A 20,814-nucleotide genomic window follows, 5' to 3' on the forward strand; every position below is an offset into this window, starting at 1 on the left:
TACGGAATTCACCACGCATGGCCACGCATCTCGACCTTGAAGAGCAGGAACAGCTCGACGCGCTCAAACACTTCTGGAACCAGTGGGGCAACCTGATCACCTGGGTGCTCATCGCCGTGCTGGGCGCCTACGCCGCCTGGAACGGCTGGCAGTACTGGGAGCGCCGCCAGGCGGGCCTGGCCTCGGTGCTGTACGACGAGGTCGACCGCGCCGCGCAGGCGGGCGACGTGGCGCGCGTGGAGCGCGCCCTGGCCGACATGAAGGACAAGTACGGCGGCACCACCTACGCCGCGCACGCCGGCCTGCTGAGCGCCAAGGTGCTGGCCGAGAAAGGCAAGCCGGCCGAGGCCAAGGCCGCGCTGGCAGCGGTGGCCGACAAGGCACCCAACGACGGCCTGCGCGCCGTGGCACGGCTGCGCCTGGCCTCGGTGCAGATCGGCGAGAAAGCCTACGACGACGCGCTGAAGACGCTGTCCGGCAGCTTTCCGGCGCCATACACCGCGCTGGTGGCCGACCGCCGTGGCGACGTGCTGCTGCTGCAGGGCCAGCGCGAGCAGGCTGCCGCCGAGTTCGGCAAGGCCTACCAGGGCCTGACGGCCGAAAGCGGCGACTACCGCCGCCTGGTCGGCATGAAGCTGAACGCGCTGGGCATCGACCCCGATGCCGGCGCCAAGGCCGGAGCCGCGTCATGACGGCCGCACCCGCCCGCCGCCGCTGGGCCGCCTGGGGCCTGAGCCTGTGTGCCGCCGCCGTGCTGGCCGGTTGTGCCGGCGGTTCCGCGCGGCCCAAGCCGGCCGAGCTGCCGCCCAATGCGGCGCTGGTCGGCGTGCGCCAGGCCTGGACGGCGCGCCTGCCCGCCGTGGGCTTTCCGCTGCAGGTCAACGTGCTCGGCCAGCAGGTCACGCTGGCGGGCACCGACGGCACCATCGTCACGCTGGATGCCGCCAGCGGCCGCGAAACCGGGCGCGCCAGCGCCGGCGCGCCGCTGTCGGCCGGTGTCGGCAGCGATGGCCGCGTGAGCGCCGTGGTGACGCGCGACAACCGCGTGGTGGCGCTGGAAGGCGGGCGCGAGCTATGGCGCCACAAGCTGGCCACGCAGAGCTACACCGCGCCGCTGGTGGCCGGCGGCCGCGTGTTCGTGCTGGGCGCCGACCGTTCGCTGAGCGCCTTCGATGGCCGCAACGGTGCGCGCCTGTGGCACCTGGACCGCCCGGCCGAGCCGCTGGTGCTGCGCCAGGCCGGCATGCTGCAGGCCGTGGGCAACACGCTGGTGGCGGGCATGGCGGGGCGGCTGGTGGGCGTCGACCCCGACACCGGCACAGTGCGCTGGGAGGCCCCGCTGGCCTCGGCCCGCGGCACCAACGACGTGGAGCGTCTGATCGATCTGGTGGGCGGCGTGAGCCGCGACGGCGACGTGCTGTGTGCGCGCTCGTTCCAGACCGCCGTGGGCTGCGTCGACACCGCCAGCGGCAACCTGAAGTGGACCAAGCCCGCCAGTGGTGCCACTGGCCTGGCCGGTGACGGCCAGCGCCTGTTCGGCACCGAATCCGACGGCCGCGTGCTGGCCTGGCGCGCCGAAACCGGCGACCGCGCCTGGGCCACCGATGCCCTGCAATGGCGCCAGCTCACCGGCCCGCTGGTGCTGGGCCGCTCCGTCATCGTGGGCGACAGCACCGGCCTGGTGCACATGCTGTCGCGCGAGGACGGCAGCCCGCTGAACCGCCTGGCCACCGATGGCTCGGGCATCGCCGCCACGCCGGTGGTGGCGGGCAACACGCTGGTGGTGGTCACGCGCAGCGGTGGCGTGTACGGCTTCGTGCCTGAGTGACTTTGATTCAATAAAAATAGCTGCTTGCGCTTGGTATACAAGGATTTCAGGTATGAAAGTGCCTGAAATCGGCTTGTAACAAGCGCAAGCAGCTATCATTTTGTTGAAGCAAATCCGGCGTACCTGTGATGGCCGCCGAGCCCGTACTATTGCAGCTTCAACGCCATTGGCGCAGGCCGGTCTGACCCGACCGCCGCGCGGCGCCTGCCTCCCCTCGCGAACCGTCGCCATGAAACCCGTTATCGCCCTGGTGGGCCGCCCCAACGTGGGCAAATCCACGCTGTTCAACCGGCTGACCAAGAGCCGCGATGCCATCGTGGCCGACTTTGCCGGGCTGACGCGCGACCGCCACTACGGCCAGGGCCACCTGGGCAAGCGCGAATACATCGTCATCGACACCGGCGGCTTCGAGCCCACGGCCGAGTCCGGCATCTTCAAGGAGATGGCCAAGCAGACCCGCCAGGCCGTGGCCGAGGCGGACGTGGTCATCTTCGTGGTCGACGCGCGTGCCGGCCTGTCGGCGCAGGACCACGACATCGCCGATTACCTGCGGCGCCTGGGCAAGCCCTGTCTGCTGGTGGCCAACAAGGCCGAGGGCATGCGCGAGGGCGCGCAGCTGGCCGAGTTCTACGAGCTGGGCCTGGGCGAGGTGCTGCCGGTGTCGGCTGCGCACGGCCAGGGCGTGCGCAGCATGCTCGAGGCCGCGCTGGACGCACTGGACCTGCCCGAGCCCGAGGAAGACGCCGAGCCCGATCCTGACGCGCCCATCCGCCTGGCCGTGGCGGGGCGGCCCAACGTGGGCAAGTCCACCCTCATCAACACCTGGCTGGGCGAGGAGCGCCTGGTCGCGTTCGACATGCCCGGCACCACGCGCGACGCCATCAGCGTGCCGTTCGAGCGCGCCGGCAAGAAATTCGAGTTGATCGACACCGCCGGTCTGCGCCGCAAGGGCAAGGTGTTCGAGGCGATCGAGAAGTTCTCCGTCGTCAAGACGCTGCAGGCCATCGAATCGGCCAACGTCGTGCTGCTGCTGCTGGACGCCACGCAGGGCGTGACCGAGCAGGACGCGCACATCGCCGGCTTCATCCTCGACGCCGGCCGCGCCGTGGTGCTGGCGGTGAACAAGTGGGACGCGGTGGACGCCTACCAGCGCGAGCTGGTGCAGCGTTCCATCGAATCGCGCCTGGCCTTCCTGAAGTTTGCCGAGCTGCACTTCATCTCGGCCATCAAGCGCCAAGGGCTGGGCCCGCTGTGGGGCTCGATCGCCAAGGCGCACCAGGCGGCCATGCGCAAGATGCCGACGCCCCAGCTCACCCGCCTGCTGCAGGAGGCGGTGCAGTTCCAGGCACCCAAGCGCACCGGCATGTACCGGCCCAAATTGCGCTACGCGCACCAGGGCGGCATGAACCCGCCGGTCATCGTGGTGCATGGCAACTCGCTGGAGGGCGTGACCGACGCCTACAAGCGCTATCTGGAAGGGCGCTTCCGCAAGGCGTTCGAGCTGACCGGCACGCCGCTGCGGGTGGAAATGAAGACGGCGCGGAACCCTTACGCCGACAAGGAGTCGTAAGGCCTTCCCGCCGGCCTCGTGTATAGGCCGGATTCGCCAAAGCGGCCCTTATCGGCCCTTTTCGTGACCTTGACATGGGGCGCGCCACCCCCATGTGTTAAGTTCCATCCCCTTCCAACATTCACCGAACACGGAGAATATCGTGAGCAACAAAGGGCAACTCCTACAAGACCCGTTCCTGAACACCCTGCGCCGTGAGCACATCCCGGTGTCCATCTACCTGGTCAACGGCATCAAGCTCCAGGGCCAGATCGAATCCTTCGACCAGTACGTCGTGCTGCTGCGCAACACGGTCACGCAGATGGTCTACAAACATGCCATCTCCACCATCGTGCCTGGCCGCGCGGTGAATTTCTCCACCGGCTCCGACGCGCCGGAACCCGAAGCCAAATAAGCTGTAGTCGGCATCCAGCTGGCGTGAGCAGCTACTGATCGTGTAGCAAACAACGCCCGCTGGATCGACCTTCATTCCCACGTTGCCCAACCCCGCCGCCCCCGAACGTACCGCCGCAGTCCTCGTGGGGGTGGATCTTGGCGCGCCCAACTTCGACCATGACCTGGAGGAGCTGGGCCTGCTGGCCGAGACGGCCGGCATGCAGCCCGTGGCGCGCCTGACCTGCAGGCGCCAGGCGCCCGATGCGGCCCTGTTCGTGGGCAGTGGCAAGGCTGAGGAAATTCGGCTGCTGGCCGAGACCGAAGGCGCCGAGGAGGTGCTGTTCGACCAGGCCCTGAGCCCGGTGCAGCAGCGCAACCTGGAGCGCGCCATCGGCCTGCCGGTGAACGACCGCACGCTGCTGATCCTGGAAATCTTCGCCCAGCGCGCGCAGCCACGAGGGCAAGCTGCAGGTCGAACTGGCGCGCCTGCAATACCTCAGCACGCGCCTGGTGCGCCGCTGGAGCCACCTCGAACGCCAGCAGGGCGGCATCGGCGGCCGCGGCGGCCCGGGCGAGACGCAGATCGAACTCGACCGCCGCATGATCGGCGACGCCATCAAGCGCACCAAGGACCGCCTGGTCAAGGTCAAGCGCCAACGCCAGACCCAGCGCCGCCAACGCGAGCGCCGCGAAACCTTCAACATCTCGCTGGTCGGCTACACCAACGCCGGCAAGTCGACGCTGTTCAACGCGCTGGTCAAGGCGCGGGCCTATGCGGCCGACCAGCTGTTCGCCACGCTCGACACCACCACGCGCCAGCTGTACCTGGACGATGGGCAGGGTGGCGGGCGCTCGGTCTCGCTGTCCGACACCGTGGGCTTCATCCGCGATCTGCCGCACGGCCTGGTCGAGGCGTTCGAGGCCACGCTGCAGGAGGCGGCCGATGCCGACCTGCTACTGCACGTGGTGGACGCCGCCAACCCGCACCATCTGGAGCAGATCGACGAAGTGCAGCGCGTGCTGCACGAGATCGGCGCCGCCGAGGTGCCGCAACTACTGGTGTTCAACAAGCTCGACGGCCTGGAGCCTGGGCGTCGGCCGCACGTGCTGAAGGACTCCATGGCGCTGGATGGCCGCGAACTGACCCGCGTGTTCGTCAGCGCCCGCACCGGCGAGGGCCTGCCGCTGCTGCGTGCCGAACTGGCCGCGCGCGTGCCCGCAGCCGCACACGAAGACCTGTCATTGAGCCAAGCGGAGGGAGCACCCGCCCCGATTGGGCACAATCACGGGTCGCACCCTCGAGAAGCCAACGAATGAAAGACCGCACGAGCGCCCTGCGGCTGGCCCTGTGGCCACGCCGCATCCGGGGCATGTTCAATCTGAATGACCCGCACTGGGGGCGTGGCGATGATTCGTCGGGCCAGGACAGCCCGCGCCCGGACGACCAGCGCCCGGCCGATCCGCCGCGCCCACCACCCCCGCAGCAGCCGCCCCGCGGCGGCCCCAACCAGGGCCCGCCCGATCTGGACGAGCTGTGGCGCGACTTCAACCGCAAGCTCACCGGCCTGTTCGGCGGTGGCCGCGGGCGCGGCCCCGGCAATGGCGGCCTGGGTGGCGGTGGTTTTCAGCCCGACATGAAGGGCGCCGGCATCGGCGTCGGCATGATCGCGGCGGTGGCCGTGGTGATCTGGCTGGCCAGCGGCATCTTCATCGTGCGCGAAGGCGAGCAGGCCGTGGTTACCACCTTCGGCAAGTACGACTCGACGCGCAACGCCGGCCTGAACTGGCGCATGCCGTTCCCCATCCAGCGGCACGAGACGGTGCGCGTGACGCAGATCCGCTCGGTCGACGTCGGCCGCGACAGCGTCATCAAGAGCACCGGCCTGCGCGAATCGGCCATGCTGACGCAGGATGAGAACATCGTCGAGATCAAGTTCGCTGTGCAGTACCGCCTGAACGACGCGCGCGCCTACCTGTTCGAGAGCAAGAGCCCCGACGATGCCGTGGTGCAGGCCGCCGAAAGCGCCGTGCGCGAGGTGGTCGGCAAGATGAGCATGGACAACGCCATGGCCGACGAGCGCGACCAGATCGCGCCGCGCGTGCGCGACCTGATGCAGACCATCCTGGATCGATATCGTGTAGGCATCGAGGTGGTGGCCGTGAACATGCAGCAGGGCGGAGTGCGCCCGCCCGAGCAGGTGCAGGCCGCGTTCGACGACGTGCTGAAGGCCGGCCAGGAGCGCGAGCGCGTGAAGAACGAAGCCCAGGCCTACGCCAACGACGTGGTGCCGCGCGCCGTCGGCACCGCGGCCCGCCTGACGCAGGAGGCCGAGGGCTACAAGGCGCGCATCGTGGCGCAGGCCGAGGGCGATGCGCAGCGCTTCAGTTCGGTGCTGGGCGAATACCAGAAGGCGCCGCAGGTCACGCGCGAGCGCATGTACCTGGACGCCATGCAGGAAATCTACAGCGGTGTGAACAAGGTCATCATCGACAGCCGCTCCGGCGGCAACCTGATGTACCTGCCGCTCGACAGGCTGCTGCAGTCCACGGGCGCTGCTGGCGCCGCCGCACCCGCGCAGGCCGCACCGGCGCCCGCACCCGCCACGCCGGCGCCAGCCGCCGATGCGCGCTCGCGCGACAATGCGCGCGCCCGCGAATCCCGCTAGGAAAGCCGTCCCATGAACAAAGTCGGATTCATCGGCACCACCGTCATCATCCTGCTGGGCCTGCTGGCCTCGACCATGTTCGTGGTCGACCAGCGCCAGTTCGGCGTCGTCTACCAGCTCGGCCAGATTCAGAAGGTGATCACCGAGCCGGGGCTCAACTTCAAGCTGCCGCCGCCGTTCCAGAACGTCAGCTACATCGACAAGCGTCTGCTCACGCTCGACAGCATGGACACCGAGCCCATGCTGACGGCCGAGAAGCAGCGCGTCGTCATCGACTGGTACGTGCGCTGGCGCATCACCGATCCGCAGGCCTACATCCGCAACGTGGGCCTGGACGAGAACGCCGGCGCCATGCAACTCAACCGCGTGGTGCGCAACGCCTTTCAGGAAGAAATCAACCGCCGCACCGTGCGCGAGCTGATTTCCACCCGGCGCGAAACCCTGATGGCCGACGTCAAGCGCGAGGTGACCGAGGCCGTCAAGGGCGAGAAGCCCTGGGGCATGGACATCGTCGACGTGCGCATCACGCGCGCCGACTACGTGGAGTCGATCACCGAATCGGTGTACCGCCGCATGCAGGCCGAGCGCCAGCGCGTGGCCAACGAGCTGCGCTCCACCGGTGCCGCCGAGGGCGAGCAGATCCGCGCCGACGCCGACCGCCAGCGCGAGGTGACGGTGGCCAATGCCTACCGCGATGCCGAGAAGGTGCGCGGCGAGGGCGATGCCGAGGCCACGCGCGTCTATGGCGAGGCCTTCGGGCGCGATCCGCAGTTCGCCGAGTTCTACCGCAGCCTCGACGCCTACAAGGCCAGCATCGGGCAGAAGGGCGACGTGCTGGTGATCGACCCGCAGTCGTCGGACTTCTTCCGCAACCTGCGCGGCGCGCCCACCCGCCGCTGAGGCCGTGGACGGCAGTACGCTGCTGGCGGCGCTGGGACTGGCGCTGATCATCGAAGGGCTGCTGCCCTTGATCGCGCCCGGCGCCTGGCGCCAGGCTTTCAGCCAGTTGATGCAACTGCAGGACGGGCAGTTGCGCTTCTTCGGCTTGCTGGCGGTGGGCGGCGGGCTGCTGCTGCTCTGGCTGGTGTAGCGGCGCTGCCGCATCGCCCCGCGTGGCGCTGTGCGCGCCTGATCCATCGCCATCACGAGCATCGCACCACCCCGGTGGGGCGTTCGTGCGCCTGTAGAATCACGTTTTTAACAGCCCGCGAAAGCTGCCACAGCCATGTCCGCCTGGCTTCTGCCGGATCACATCGCCGATGTTTTGCCCTCCGAGGCCCGGCACATCGAAGAACTCCGCCGCGAATTGCTCGACACCGCCCGCTCGTATGGCTACGAGCTGGTGATTCCACCGTTGCTTGAGCACCTCGAATCGCTACTCACCGGCACCGGCGAAGCCCTGAATCTGCAGACCTTCAAGCTGGTCGACCAGCTGTCCGGCCGTTCGCTCGGTCTGCGGGCCGACACCACGCCGCAGGTGGCGCGCATCGATGCGCACCTGCTGGGCCGGCAGGCCGTGACGCGCCTGTGCTATTGCGGCCCGGTGGTGCACACGCAGCCCGAGCGCCCGCACGCCACGCGCGAGCCGTTGCAGTTCGGCGCCGAGATCTATGGCCACGCCGGCCGCGAGGCCGACCTCGAAATCCTGACGCTGTCGCTCGACTGCCTGAAGGCCGCGCAGGTGGGCCATCTGTCGGTCGACCTGGCCGATGCGCGCATCGTGCGTGCGCTGCTGGCCGGGGTGATGGTGGACCCCAACATCCTGACGGAAGTCCACGATGCGCTGGCCATCAAGGACGCCAGCGAACTGGCCCGCCTGACGAAGAGCTTTCCCGCCGCATCGCGCCAGGCCTGCAGGCGCTGGTGGGCCTGTATGGCGGCGTGGAAGTTCTGGATGAGGCAGAAAAAGCGCTGCAGACGGCGCCCAACGTGCGCGAGGCGCTATCGAATTTGAGATGGCTCGCTTCGCGCCTGGAAGGCGTGGCGGTTACGGTGGATCTGGCCGATGCGCGTGGCTATGGGTATTACAGCGGCGCGCGCTTCGCGGTGTACGCGCAAGGCGCGGGTGACGCGGTGCTGCGCGGTGGCCGTTACGACGGCGTGGGGGCGGTGTTCGGCCACAAGCTCGACCGCGAGCGCCCGGCCGTGGGCTTCAGCCTCGACCTCAAGCAACTGGTGCGCGTGGCCGGGCGCCGGCCGCTGCGCGCCGCGATCCGTGCGCCCTGGGGCGACGCGCCCGGCCTGCATGCCGCGGTGGCGGCGCTGCGCGGGCGCGGCGAGACCGTGGTGTGCGTGCTGCCGGGGCACGAGAACGAGATCGACGAATTCGACTGCGACCGCGAACTGATCGAGGTGGGCGGGCAGTGGGTCGTCCAATCCAACTGAGTTTTTGAGCATTGAAGGCGGACATGAAAGCAACCAACGGACGCAACGTCGTCGTGGTCGGCACCCAGTGGGGTGACGAGGGCAAGGGCAAGCTGGTTGACTGGCTGACCGAGAGCGCGCAGGGCGTGGTGCGCTTCCAGGGCGGCCACAACGCGGGCCACACGCTGGTCATCAACGGCGTCAAGACCGCGCTGCACCTGATCCCCAGCGGCATCATGCGCCCGGGCGTGACCTGCTACATCGGCAACGGCGTGGTGGTGTCGGTGACCAAGCTGCTGGAAGAGATCGAGGGGCTGGAGAAGGCCGGCGTGCAGGTGCGCGAGCGCCTGCGCATCAGCGAGGGCTGCCCGCTGATCCTGCCGCTGCACGCCGCCATGGACGTGGCGCGCGAAGCCGCGCGCGAAAGCGGCGGCAGCGAGAAGATCGGCACCACCGGCCGCGGCATCGGCCCGGCCTATGAGGACAAGATCGCCCGCCGCGCCTTGCGCGCGCAGGACCTGAAGCACCCCGAGCGCTTCGCCGCCAAGCTGCGTGACCTGTTGGCGCTGTACAACCACGAGCTGACGGGCTTCCTGAACTCCGGCGCCATCACGTTCAGCGACGCGCTGCAGCCCTACCTGAAAGACGGTGCGCTGCAGTTCGACCCCATCTACGACGAGGCGATGCGTCAGGCTGAAGCCATCAAGCCGATGCTGGCCGACGTCTCGCGCGAGCTGAACGAGGCGCACCAGCACGGCGCCAACCTGCTGTTCGAGGGCGCGCAGGGCACGCTGCTCGACGTCGACCACGGCACTTACCCCTTCGTCACCAGCAGCAACACCGTGGCCGGCAACGCCGCGGCCGGCGCGGGCGTGGGGCCGGGGCTGCTGCACTACGTGCTGGGCATCACCAAGGCCTACTGCACGCGCGTCGGCGGCGGCCCGTTCCCGACCGAGCTGGACTGGGAAACGCCGGGCACGCCCGGTTACCACATGAGCACCGTGGGCGCCGAAAAAGGCGTGACCACCGGGCGCAGCCGCCGCTGCGGCTGGTTCGACGCCGCGCTGCTCAAGCGCAGCGCGCAGGTCAACGGCCTGAGCGGGCTGTGCATCACCAAGCTCGACGTGCTCGACGGCCTGAACGAGCTGCAGCTGTGCACCGGCTACGAACTGGATGGCGAGACCATCGACATCCTGCCGCTGGGCGCCGACGACATTGCCCGCTGCAAGCCCATCTACGAGACAATGCCCGGCTGGAGCGACAGCACGGTGGGCGTGACGCGCTACGAGCAACTGCCGATCAACGCGCGCCTGTACCTGCAGCGCATCGAGCACGTCACCGGCGTGCCGATCCACGTCATCTCGACCAGCCCGGACCGCGACCACACGATCATGGTCAAGCACCCGTTCCTGGCTTAGAGATTTCTAGTGAAAATCGGGCTCTAGCGCCCGTCCCGCCTGCGCAATAAGCTATTGGATCAGGAGCAAACCCGATGTTGACCGAAGATGGCAAGCACCTCTACGTGAGCTACGACGAGTACCACAACCTGATCGAGAAGCTGGCGATCAAGGTGCACCAGTCCGGCTGGCAGTTCGACACCATCCTGTGCCTGGCGCGCGGCGGCATGCGGCCGGGCGACATCCTCAGCCGCATCTTCAGCGTGCCGCTGGCCATCATGTCCACCAGCAGCTACCGGGCCGAGGCCGGCACGCAGCAGGGCCATCTGGACATCGCGCACTACATCACCACGCCCAAGGGGCAGATTGCCGGCAAGGTGCTGCTGGTCGATGACCTGGCCGACACCGGGGTCACGCTGCAGGCCGTGGTGGACCGCCTGCGCAACAACTACGAGCCCATCACCGAACTGCGCACGGCGGTGATCTGGACCAAGGGCTGCTCCGGCTTCAGCGCCGACTACTCGGTGGAAGACCTGCCGACCAACCCCTGGATTCACCAGCCCTTCGAGGCCTACGACAGCCTCACGCCCGAGAAGCTGCTGGCCAAGTGGAAGATCTGAATCAGGGCGCTTGCCCTGAACATCACTGCCGGGCCGCGGCCGGCGTGCCCATGCCCTTCAGCACCGCGCTCCAGTGTGCGGCGCGCTCGTGCTGGCCAGCGTGCAGCAGTCCGTTCACCAGCAGTTCCAGCGTGTCGCGCAGGCCGGCCTGATCGGGTGCCATGGCGCGCAGCGCGGTGCACAGCCGCTCGGCATCCTCCAGCCTGCCCAGGCGCACGAAACGCTTCACCAGGTTCTGCAGATCGGCCGGCCGCAGTTGCATGCGCGGCCGCGCCTTGTCCAGGTAGGTCTGGTAGGTGGCGTGCTGCAGTGCCAGCGTGTCGCGGTCCTGCGCGCGCAGGCGCAGGATCAGCTTGGCGCTGCGGTGAAAGTCCTCGCTGGCCGGCTGCGCCTTGGCCAGGTTGAACCAGGCGCGCAGCACATCGGCATCCTGCGGCCGCAGCTGCGCCGCAGCGCGCCAGGCGGGCAGGGCGCGGTCGAACTTCATCTCGGCCGTCAGGCGCTCGGCCTCGGCCACCCGGGCGTCGAAACCGTCGTCGGGCGCGCCGCCGGCCCGTTCAAGCGGCTGCTGCCGCACCCGGCCGGCGCGCAGGGCCAGCGCCATCAGCAGGGCGCCCGTCAGCAGGCCGCCCAGGTGTGCCATGTAGGCCACGCCGCGTCCGCCGGCAAAGTGCTGCAGCAGCTCGTTGGCGATCCAGGCCGGCAGCAGGATCAGCGCCGGCGCGGTGACGTAGTTGAAATAGAAGAACAGCTGGTAGAAGAAGCGGATGCGCCGCATGCGGTACATCACCGCGTACATGCCCATCAGCGCCGACACCGCGCCCGATGCGCCCAGCCCCAGGCCGCCCATGCCCGCATAGGCCCAGGCCGCCAGGGCCGAGCCACCCACCGCGCCCGCCAGGTAGGCCAGCAGGTACAGCCCGCTGCCCAGCGCCAGCTCCACTGAAAACCCGAACAGGAACAGGAACAGCATGTTGCCCAGCAGGTGCCCGGTGCTGCCGTGCAGGAAGGCCGAGGTGACCCAGGTGACCGGGCGCCATTCGGCATCGACGTTGTGGTCCTGCGACCAGCGCGCGGTGAAGGGTGCGGGCCGCAGCTGCTCGTAGGCGCTGCGTTCGGCCTGCCAGGTGGCGTGGTCGGGATGCGTGGCGGTGATCACGCGGCCATCCGTCAGCCGGCGCATGAAGCTGCTGTCGCTTTGCATCAGCTGCAGCACATCCTCGTATTGCTGGCGCTGGTAGAGCATGCGCGCCGCCGCCAGGTGGCGCGAGTCGATCTTCTCCAGGTGCTGGATGAAGGCCGGCAGCTCGATGCGCGGCAGTGCCGTCGTCAGGTAATGCCGCGCCGCGCGCTCGTCGGCGGCGGCCTCGTGCCGCTGCGGGCCCCACCACACCCACAGGTTGATGAGGATCAGCAGCATCGTCATCCACGGCGGGTGGCGCCAGCTGGGCTTGGATTCGAGCGGAATGGCGTAGAACATGGCGTGGCCGGATCAGGAGCGCGCGGTGGATGGCGTGGCGGGGCTGCGCAAACCCCCGGTATCATGGCCTGCACCCGCGTGGCGCCGCGGATTGTCGCCGACCCGCGCTCGCCGCAGCCTTCACAAGAACAGGAAAGCACGCATGAATTCACCCCTTGCACCCGACGCGCGCCCTGCCAGCGACCTGCCGCTGGAAGAGCTGTACGAGAATCGCCCCGCCGGTGTCGAACCTGGGCGCGTGCGGCGCGGCCTGATCGTTTTCGTCGTCGCGCTGGCCGCCAGCTGGCTGGCCTACCAGCTCATGCCGTTCGAGCCCGCACCCAGGAAAGGCCTGGCGCTGCTGCTGTTCATCGCCATCATGTGGCTGACCGAGGCCGTGCACACCACGCTGACGGCGCTGATGGTGCCGGTGGGCGCGCTGCTGCTGGGCTTTCCGGATTTCAACACCGCCCGGGCCTTCGCCGCCTTCGCCGACCCGGTGATCTTTCTTTCTTCGGCGGCTTCGCGCTGGCCACGGCGCTGCACGTGCAGCGGCTGGACCGCAAGATCGCCTTCTGGCTGATGTCGCTGTCGGGCTCGCACCTGGGCGTGGCGGCGATGCTGCTGTTCGGCGTCACCGCGCTGCTGTCGATGTGGATCAGCAACACCGCCACCGCTGCCATGATGCTGCCGCTGGCCATGGGCATCATGAGCCACCTCGACCGCAAGACCGAGCGCAACACCTTTGTCTTCATCCTGCTGGGCATCGCCTATTCGGCCAGCATCGGCGGGCTGGGCACGCTGGTGGGCTCGCCGCCCAACGCCATCGCCGCGCGCGCCATCGACATGGACTTCGCCGGCTGGATGAAGATCGGCTTGCCGCTCATGCTGGCGCTGATGCCGATCATGGTGGTCACGCTGTGGCTGGTGTTCCGCCCGCGCCTGAACCGCAAGATCAGCGTGCCGATGGAAGAGATCCCCTGGACCACGCGCCGCGTGCTGACCATGGTGGTGTTCGCATGCACCGCGCTGGCGTGGATTTTCGGCAGCCAGGTCAGTGCCGCGCTGGGCGTGACCGCGCCCGACACCTTCATCGCCGTCACCGCGGCGGTGGCCATCATCACGCTGGGCCTAGCCAGCTGGCAGCAGGTGTCGAACAACACCGACTGGGGCGTGCTGTTCCTGTTCGGCGGCGGGCTCACGCTGTCGGGGCTGCTGCGCAGCTCGGGCGCGTCGGCCGTGCTGGGCGATCAGGTGGCGGCCTTCCTCACCGGCGCCGGGCCGTTCGTCATCATCCTGGGCGTCACCACCTTCATCATCATCCTGACCGAGTTCACCAGCAACACCGCCTCGGCCGCGCTGCTGGTGCCGGTGTTCGCCGCCATTGCCGAGCGCATGGGCATGCCGCCCGCCGTGCTCGTGCTGATGATCGGCATCGGCGCCTCGTGCGCCTTCATGCTGCCCGTGGCCACACCGCCCAACGCCATCGTCTACGGCACCGGCCAGATCCGGCAAAGCGACATGGTGCGCGCCGGCGCGGTGCTGAACGTGTTCTGCGTCATCGTGCTGACGCTGTGGGGGTACTTCTTCCTGCGTTGAGGGAATTTCAAGCGAAATTGGCCTCCGGCGCTTATGGGATAAGCGCTGGCAGCTATCAAAAAGAAGTAACCGGCTGGTGCTTCAAGGCGCGGCAGGGCGGCGGCGCCGCCGCGCCGCCCTCAGCCCTTGAACTTGAAGCCCGGCAGCTGCTGCCCCAGCCGCGCGCCCATCTCTGCGCCCAGCGCCTGCAGGCCGTTCAGCGGGCGGATCATCACCTCGAACTCGGTGATCAGGCCCTGCTCGTCGAAGCGGATGATGTCGATGCCCTTCAGGCGCTTGTCGCCCACGCGGGCGCTGAACTCCAGCACCACGTTCAGGCCATCGTCGCTGGCGAACTGGCGGTGGTAGCGGAAGTCCTTCAGGATCGTCACCACCGTCTGCAGCGCCAGCAGCAGCGCGGGCGCCGGGCCGTAAGGGTTGAAGGCCATGGGCGAACGGAACACCGCATCGGGGTGGACGATGCGGGCCAGCTCGCTCAGGTCGGCCTTGGCCACCATGGCGTGCCAGGCGGCCAGCGAGCGCGCGGCGGCCGGGTGCAGGTGCGTGGGTGCCAGGTCCATGGGCGCTTCCTCTGCGGGCGCAGCGGGCGCAGGTGCGGAGACGGGGGCAGGTGTCGTCGCGGGCGCATCGCCCAGCGCCTGCAGTGCCTTGTCGATGGCCTGCAGCGCCTCGTCGGTGATCAGGCCGCCGGAAAACTTGGCCACCGTGGTCAGCGGCATGCCCGCCGCCATGGCGATCTGTGGGTGGGCCGAGAAGCCTGGCAGGTACCGCTCGAGAATCGCCTGGGCGGGCGGGTGGCCGAGCAGCTCGCGCACGGTGCTGGCGCTGGAGTAGCGGGGTGCGGCGGAAACCGATGCCACGGCGGTATTTGCTTCTGATTCAGTAGCGGGTGGCGCCGATTCGATACACGCTGCCAGCTCGGTGCCCTGCTTGATCGCGCGCTTGGCATCCAGCTCGGCCGCCACCTCGGCGCCGCCGATCAGGTGCACGCGGCAGCCGGCGGCCTGCAGCGCGGCCAGCAGCTCGCGCTGCGGCTCCTGGCCGGCGCAGATGACCACGTTATCCACGGCCAGCAACTCGGGCTTGCCATCCACCGTCACATGCAGGCCCGCGTCGTCGATGCGCTGGTACTGCACGCCGGGCGACATGGCCACGCCGCGCGCCTTCAGGCTGGCGCGGTGGATCCAGCCCGTGGTCTTGCCCAGGCCGTCGCCCACCTTGCTGGTCTTGCGCTGCAGCAGGTGCACGCGGCGCGCGGGCGGCTCCACCACAGGCGCGGCCAGGCCGCCGGCCTGCGCGTAACCGGTGTCGATGCCCCATTCGGCGTTGAACCTGGGTGGGTCGATGCTGGGGCTGGTGCCGTGGTGCACCAGGTACTCGCTCACGTCGAAGCCGATGCCACCCGCACCCACCACGGCCACGTGCTCGCCCACCGGCTTCTCGGCCTGCAGCACGTCCAGGTAGCTCAGCACCTTGGGGTGGTCGATGCCGTCGATGGCCGGCTGGCGCGGCGTGATGCCGGTGGCCAGCACGATGTCGTCGTAGCCGCCGGCGATCAACTGCGCCGCATCGGCGCGCGTGTTCAGGCGCAGGTCCACGCCCTGCAGCTCGATCTGGCGCCGGTAGTAGCGCAGGGTTTCGTGAAACTCCTCCTTGCCCGGCACCTTTTGGCGATGTTGAACTGCCCGCCGATTTCGCTGGCGGCATCGAACAGCGTGACCCGGTGCCCACGCCCGGCTGCCGTGGTGGCAAAGGCCAGCCCCGCCGGCCCGGCGCCGACCACGGCGATGCGGCGCGGCTGCGCGGCGGGTTCGATGGTCAGCACCGTCTCGTGGCAGGCGCGCGGGTTGACCAGGCACGAGGTGATGCGGCCAGAAAGGTGTGGTCCAGGCAGGCCTGGTTGCAGGCGATGCAGGTGTTGATCTCGTCGGCGCGGCCCTCGCGCGCCTTGCGCACGAACTGCGCATCGGCCAGAAAGGGCCGCGCCATCGACACCATGTCGCACACGCCATCGGCCAGCAGCTGTTCGGCCAGTTCGGGCGTGTTGATGCGGTTGGTGGCCACCAGCGGCACCTTCACGTGGCCCATCAGCCGCTGCGTGACCCAGGTGTAGGCGCCGCGCGGCACCTTGGTGGCGATGGTGGGCACGCGCGCCTCGTGCCAGCCGATGCCGGTGTTGATGATGGTGGCGCCCGCCGCCTCGACGGCCTGCGCGAGCTGGATCACTTCGTCCAGCGTCGAGCCGCCCTCCACCAGATCCAGCATCGACAGCCGGTAGATGATGATGAAGTTGCGCCCCACGCGCTCGCGCACGCTGCGCACGATCTCGACCGGAAAGCGGATGCGATTGGCGTAGTCGCCGCCCCATTCGTCGGTGCGGTGGTTGGTGCGCGCGGCGATGAACTCGTTGATCAGGTAGCCCTCGCTGCCCATGATCTCCACACCGTCGTAGCCCGCGTGCTGCGCCAGCGCGGCGCAGCGCACGAAGTCGGCAATCGTCTGCTCCACCTCATCGCCCGTCAGCGCGTGCGGCGTGCCGGGGTTGATGGGGCTCCTGACCGCGCTGGGCGCCACCAGATCGGCGTGGTAGGCGTAGCGGCCGAAGTGCAGGATCTGCATGGCGATCTTGCCGCCGGCGGCGTGTACGGCATCGGTGACGATGCGGTGTTGCGCGGCCTCGGCCTCGGTGGTCAGCATGGCGCCGCCGGGCGCGGGGCGGCCGCGCTCGTTGGGGGCAATGCCGCCGGTCACGATCAGGCCCACCTCGCCGCGCGCGCGTTCGGCATAGAACGCGGCCATGCGCTCGAAGCCCTGCAGCGCCTCTTCCAGTCCCACGTGCATCGAGCCCATGAGCACGCGGTTGCGCAAGGTGGTGAAGCCCAGGTCGAGCGGGGCAAGCAGGTGAGGGTAGGCGGACATGAAGCTCCTTTATGCAACCGGTTGCATGAATGTAGCCGAGGCGAGGCCGACAATGCAACTGGTTGCATAGAATGGACGGCCCTGGCCAACCGGATGCGCCACCGATGTCCCTGCCTCATGCCCTGCTCACCGCGCTGATCGACCGCCCGGATTCGGGCTCGAACTGGCGTCGCGCTTCGACCGTTCGCTGGGCCATTTCTGGGCCGCCACGCACCAGCAGATCTACCGCGAGCTGGCGCGCATGGAAGAGGCCGGCTGGGTGGCGCCGCTGCCCGAACAGGGGGCGCGGGCGCAAGCGTGCCTACCGCGTTACGCGCCGGGGCCGGGCCGAGCTGGTGCGCTGGATCGGCGAGCCGCTGGCGCCACGGCCCCTGCGCGAGGAACTGATGGTGCGCCTGCGCGCCGAAGGCGCCGTCGGCCCGACCGGCGGCGCGCTGGCCGAGCACATCCGCGCCTGGCTGGCGCAGCACGAAGCCACGCAGGCGCTGTATGACCAGATCGAGGCGCGCGACTTTCAGCACGCGCAGCCCACGCGCGAACAGCGCCTGCAGCACTTGGTGCTGCGTGCCGGCCAGCGTTACGAGGCCATTTGGATCGAGCTGGCGCGCGAGATGCTGGAGGTTCTGGAGACGGACAGGCCGTGCGATTCAGATGAAAAGCCGATCAAGCGCAGAACTTCAAAGCGCAAGCCGCTACAAGAATGAAAGTTCGTTCGAGGCGACCGGACCGAATTGCTCTCGATAGACAGAAAAGCCGCTGATTGGCAGCAATCAGCGGCTTTGTCTTTCGCGAGCGTCAACACATGACGCAGCGCGATCAGCGATCCTGCACCCGGTACCAGTAGGTCGGCGCTTGTTGTTCTTCGCCGGCACGTTCAACTCGGTTCCGCCGATCACCGACTTGTCGTCTGGACGGCCGCTGTCGCCACCGGCGCCGATGATGAAGCGCTGGTTCCGATCATTGATGGTGACCGTGCCTACCACCGGCGACGGGGCAGGCCACCGCCGACGAAGTCGAACGACTTGACGTCACCTGTGAAGTAGTTGATGTGGTAGCTGCGTGCTGTGCCCAGGCCAGCCTCGCAGGTGTACGTATCCGGTGCCTTGGGCTGGTTGGTGCCGAAATACACGGTGCTGCCGAAGGCCGTCGGCGCGTTGACGCCTTTCTCGCCGTCGCTGGGTAGCGTGTAGAAGAAGCCCTTCAGCGTGCCGCTGTAGGTTGGGCTCGACTTGGCGGTCGTTGCATCGATGGTGATGCGCACCAGATCGGCCACATCGTCGTCACGCGCCGTGTCGGTGTTGTCCACGGCCGGGACGCCTTGGCTGCCGTCTTTGCCCGGAAACTGGTCCTTGATCATGTAGAAGCGGTTCTGCACACCGAAGGTGGCGTCGTCGTGCACGGTGGGGTGTTCACGGTCACCGCTGATCATGACCACGGCGTCGTAGTCCTTGCCTGGTGCTACATCGGGCGGGTAGAAGAACTTGCGTCGGGGCGTCGTGCTGCCGCCCAGGGCTGCCAGTTTGCTGACCTGCCAGGTAGAGACTGCGCCGGTGCCGTCCGGCTCCAGGTCGACACGCCAAACGTTACCGCCCGTGTCTGCAGCATAGAGACGGTCGACATAACCCTCGAGGTCGAAGTCGCGGTTCAGGATGGCGATTTCAGCCGGAATTGCGTGCTTCATGTTCTCCAGGTGGCAGGGGTTGCCCTTGCAGGTGTCGCCGTTGCCGCCGGGGCCGGCCTCCCACACCTTGGCGCCTGTCACGGCGTCCAGAACGAAGATGCCGCGTCCCATGGTGTCGGCCGCCGTCGTGGCCTCGTCGTCCTGGTTGGGGTCGTAGCCGGCGCCGAAGATCAGCACGGGGTTGCTGTGTCCCTTCACCTTGCCCACCGCCGGTGCAGACCACGTTTGCCCCAGCTCAGAAAAGCCAGTATCGGTGTTGCTTCGCTTCCACAGGAACTTGGGCGCTTTCGGGTCCGTCACGTCCAGTGCGTACATCAGGCGTCCGCCGCGGCGTGCGGTGAGGTACATGTACACCTTACCCGAGGCGGCATCGCGGTACACCGTGGGCGAACCATCGAAGAAGTAGGGCTTGCCGCTGCCGGTGGGGAGCCCAGTGTCAGCGGGGGTTTGTTGCTGTAGATTTTCTTGAGCTGAGGGAAGTGCTCTGGCGCCACGAAGGCCCACAGTGGCTCGCCCGGCTTGACGCCCAGGCTGCTGCCCGCGGCGGCGGTCTGGTTGCCGTTGATGGCACGGAACATGCCATCGTTGGCGCCGTAGAACACCACCGTGCCCAGCGTCCCGCCGTAGTCCACCACGGCGGGCCGAGAATGAAGCACATCGCCATGAATGGTGCCGCGCACCTGAACCGGCAAGGTGGCGGTGTTGTTGGGTGGCGGCACGTTGGCCGGTGGGATGTTGCTTTCAGGGCCGGCAGCCGTGTCGCCGTTGACGGCTGCGGTGTCCAGTCCCCGCACCCAGTTCACCAGGTTGGTGGCTTCAGTGTTGGTGGTCACGCCCAACTGCGCCGGCGTGAGGTTGGTGGTGTCGAACGACATGGTGCTGAGAGAGGCACCCGCTGTGCACTTGGCGTCGAGGCAGGTGTAGACGTTGCGTGTCTTCATGCTCGACAGGTGCTTCATGCGCTCGCGCTGGCCCACGCCGCCCTTCTCGACGAACTGGCCGTCCGGCGCGTCGAAACCGTCGGCAGCGCCGATGCGCTGGCGGTACTCCGTGGACCAGAACCCGCCCTTGGAGTCGGGCAACTGGCTGGGATCCTTGGACGACCAGAAGCTGACGGCTGTGGGAGAGATGAAGCCCGTCACCGGGTTGATGGCACTGTCGCCGTTGGCGTCGGCCAGGAACAGTTCGACCTTGTTCTCGTTGGTCGTCCGTTGTCCGAATTGGAACTGCTTCAGGTTGCCCACCCAACGCGGGTTGGCGCTGCCGTCGGGGCGGAACATGCCCATGAAGATCTGGTTCTTGTAGGTGCCCTGGCTGTTGGCCGACACCGGCAGTACCGGTGCTGCGAACACCCCGTTGGTGGCCTGCATCTGTTAGAGCGCTCTGAGCAGCGCGTCGGACAGGGCCGAGACATCGGCCTTGCTCTGGTCGATGACGATGGCTTCACCGCCGCCCTGGCGGGCCATGCTCACCATGAGCTGTTCATAGTCGGGGTTCTTGCCGTCCGAAATGACGATGGTGAAGGTATTGACCTGGCGGTCGGGAGAAACCGGATGGTTCAGGTAGCGCGCCCATTCATCCGAATAATCGTCCTTGTACTTGCCGGTGGCGTTCTTCCAGGCCGGAAGCTCGAGCTGTGGCGGCAGGGTCGCCAGACCCAACGTGGACTGCAGGGCGTAGCCAGCGCGGGTACCCGGATCCTGCGGCTTCTGGTTGACGGTGGCGAACGTGATGTAGATGACGAAATTGCGGGCGCAGAGCTGGGTGGCCGACAATCCGGGGTAGTGCGTTCCCGACAGGTCTGTCTTGCCGTTGTAGAACGCATAGGTTTCCTGCATGGCATGGGCCAACTGGTTGGAGTTGGTCTTGTCGGTGGTCAGGCTCAGTGCGTTGAACACGCCGCGCATTGTTCCGATGCCCGCAGTGTCCATGTTGATCAGATGGTCCAACGTCTCGGTGGCCGGGTTGGGCGCCTTGAAGATACCGCCGTCCTGCTGCGGAAAGTACATCATCCCCATGTTGAAGGCGCCCTTCAGCATGTCACTTTTGTCGATGGCGTCCAGGGTGATCAGCAAACCACACTGCATGTAGCCGAAGTTGGCTTTCGGGTCGTTGACCTTATAGGGGCAATTGAAGGTCGCGCTGGCGCTGGCCGCGGCCGAGTTGTCCAGCAGGATCACGACGTTGGACGGGTTGTCGGGGCTCACGCCGTTGTATAGATCGATGTCTTCCGCGCGCACCGGGGCGGCGGCGATCAGGATGGCCGAGACAAGCACCGACAGCGGGCGGAGGGAGGGGTGAATCATGATGTGCACCCCTGAAAGTGAGTGATCGAA

The 20,814-nt window shown here is 67.9% G+C and carries 17 protein-coding genes and 4 pseudogenes; 15 read left to right on the forward strand and 6 right to left on the reverse strand.

The features are described from left to right. Window positions 1–17 precede the first annotated feature (17 nt). The 12 genes and pseudogenes from H0I39_RS16195 to H0I39_RS16245 all read left to right on the forward strand — a co-directional run bounded on the left by H0I39_RS16195 (window position 18) and on the right by H0I39_RS16245 (window position 10,820). Entirely contained in the window at window positions 18–692 is a 675-nt protein-coding gene (locus H0I39_RS16195; protein WP_180551173.1) for a YfgM family protein, read from the forward strand. Continuing rightward, window positions 689–1,828, forward strand: coding sequence for an outer membrane protein assembly factor BamB (gene bamB, locus H0I39_RS16200; RefSeq protein ID WP_180551174.1), 1,140 nt, complete (start codon window positions 689–691; stop codon window positions 1,826–1,828). The genes H0I39_RS16195 and bamB overlap by 4 nt, the downstream gene beginning before the upstream one ends. Window positions 1,829–2,057: 229 nt before the next feature. Beyond that, a complete protein-coding gene (der, locus tag H0I39_RS16205) occupies window positions 2,058–3,398 on the forward strand; it encodes a ribosome biogenesis GTPase Der (protein WP_180551175.1) in 1,341 nt (446 codons plus the stop codon). A gap of 142 nt (window positions 3,399–3,540) precedes the next feature. After that, on the forward strand, window positions 3,541–3,792 hold the full coding sequence (gene hfq, locus H0I39_RS16210; protein ID WP_308645876.1) for an RNA chaperone Hfq: 252 nt from the start codon (window positions 3,541–3,543) through the stop codon (window positions 3,790–3,792). 82 nt (window positions 3,793–3,874) lie between these two features. Continuing rightward, window positions 3,875–5,090 (forward strand): annotated as a pseudogene (gene hflX / locus H0I39_RS16215) (GTPase HflX). Beyond that, window positions 5,087–6,439: an FtsH protease activity modulator HflK gene (hflK, locus tag H0I39_RS16220; protein WP_180551176.1), complete on the forward strand. Its 1,353-nt coding sequence runs from the start codon at window positions 5,087–5,089 to the stop codon at window positions 6,437–6,439. The pseudogene hflX and the gene hflK overlap by 4 nt, the downstream one beginning before the upstream one ends. A 12-nt stretch (window positions 6,440–6,451) precedes the next feature. Further along, a complete protein-coding gene (gene hflC / locus H0I39_RS16225) occupies window positions 6,452–7,339 on the forward strand; it encodes a protease modulator HflC (RefSeq protein WP_180551177.1) in 888 nt (295 codons plus the stop codon). Window positions 7,340–7,343: 4 nt separating this feature from the next. After that, window positions 7,344–7,529: a DUF2065 domain-containing protein gene (locus tag H0I39_RS16230; RefSeq protein ID WP_180551178.1), complete on the forward strand. Its 186-nt coding sequence runs from the start codon at window positions 7,344–7,346 to the stop codon at window positions 7,527–7,529. Between the two features lie 135 nt (window positions 7,530–7,664). Further along, window positions 7,665–8,554: pseudogene (locus H0I39_RS16235) on the forward strand (ATP phosphoribosyltransferase regulatory subunit); the annotation flags it as partial. A 138-nt stretch (window positions 8,555–8,692) separates the two neighbouring features. Continuing rightward, entirely contained in the window at window positions 8,693–8,824 is a 132-nt protein-coding gene (locus H0I39_RS24750; RefSeq protein WP_506329702.1) for a hypothetical protein, read from the forward strand. A gap of 23 nt (window positions 8,825–8,847) precedes the next feature. Next, complete coding sequence (locus tag H0I39_RS16240) at window positions 8,848–10,221, forward strand: adenylosuccinate synthase (RefSeq protein ID WP_180551179.1); 1,374 nt, start codon at window positions 8,848–8,850, stop codon at window positions 10,219–10,221. A 74-nt stretch (window positions 10,222–10,295) separates the two neighbouring features. Continuing rightward, on the forward strand, window positions 10,296–10,820 hold the full coding sequence (locus tag H0I39_RS16245; protein WP_180551180.1) for a phosphoribosyltransferase: 525 nt from the start codon (window positions 10,296–10,298) through the stop codon (window positions 10,818–10,820). A gap of 22 nt (window positions 10,821–10,842) precedes the next feature. On the opposite strand, the gene H0I39_RS16250 is transcribed toward H0I39_RS16245, so the two are convergent. After that, entirely contained in the window at window positions 10,843–12,300 is a 1,458-nt protein-coding gene (locus H0I39_RS16250; RefSeq protein WP_180551181.1) for a rhomboid family intramembrane serine protease, read from the reverse strand. A gap of 142 nt (window positions 12,301–12,442) precedes the next feature. On the opposite strand from H0I39_RS16250, the gene H0I39_RS22555 reads away from it, so the two are divergent. Beyond that, window positions 12,443–12,862, forward strand: a complete 420-nt coding sequence (locus H0I39_RS22555) for a hypothetical protein (RefSeq protein WP_257645845.1) — start codon at window positions 12,443–12,445, stop codon at window positions 12,860–12,862. After that, on the forward strand, window positions 12,826–13,878 hold the full coding sequence (locus H0I39_RS16255; protein ID WP_308645877.1) for an SLC13 family permease: 1,053 nt from the start codon (window positions 12,826–12,828) through the stop codon (window positions 13,876–13,878). Before H0I39_RS22555 ends, H0I39_RS16255 begins: the two co-directional genes overlap by 37 nt. A gap of 119 nt (window positions 13,879–13,997) precedes the next feature. Here the strand turns inward: H0I39_RS16255 and H0I39_RS23445 are convergent, their stop codons facing one another. Next, window positions 13,998–14,609 (reverse strand): nuclear transport factor 2 family protein, encoded by a 612-nt coding sequence (locus H0I39_RS23445; protein WP_180551847.1) that lies wholly within the window; start codon window positions 14,607–14,609, stop codon window positions 13,998–14,000. Between the two features lie 171 nt (window positions 14,610–14,780). Then, a pseudogene (locus H0I39_RS16265) lies at window positions 14,781–16,797 on the reverse strand (oxidoreductase); the annotation flags it as partial. 104 nt (window positions 16,798–16,901) lie between these two features. Here H0I39_RS16265 and H0I39_RS16270 point away from each other — a divergent pair. Beyond that, window positions 16,902–17,501: pseudogene (locus tag H0I39_RS16270) on the forward strand (PadR family transcriptional regulator). A gap of 272 nt (window positions 17,502–17,773) precedes the next feature. Here H0I39_RS16270 and H0I39_RS16275 read toward each other — a convergent pair. From H0I39_RS16275 to H0I39_RS16285, 3 genes are read right to left on the reverse strand one after another with little or no spacing between them, the layout of a single operon-like run. Continuing rightward, entirely contained in the window at window positions 17,774–18,859 is a 1,086-nt protein-coding gene (locus H0I39_RS16275; RefSeq protein ID WP_180551182.1) for a pilus assembly protein, read from the reverse strand. Further along, window positions 18,793–19,848: a pilus assembly protein gene (locus H0I39_RS16280; RefSeq protein WP_180551183.1), complete on the reverse strand. Its 1,056-nt coding sequence runs from the start codon at window positions 19,846–19,848 to the stop codon at window positions 18,793–18,795. The genes H0I39_RS16275 and H0I39_RS16280 overlap by 67 nt, the downstream gene beginning before the upstream one ends. 3 nt (window positions 19,849–19,851) lie before the next feature. Then, a complete protein-coding gene (locus H0I39_RS16285; RefSeq protein ID WP_180551184.1) occupies window positions 19,852–20,784 on the reverse strand; it encodes a hypothetical protein in 933 nt (310 codons plus the stop codon). Window positions 20,785–20,814 lie beyond the last annotated feature (30 nt).

This window comes from Ottowia beijingensis, from assembly GCF_013423955.1.
GTDB classification, from domain to species: domain Bacteria; phylum Pseudomonadota; class Gammaproteobacteria; order Burkholderiales; family Burkholderiaceae_C; genus Ottowia; species Ottowia beijingensis.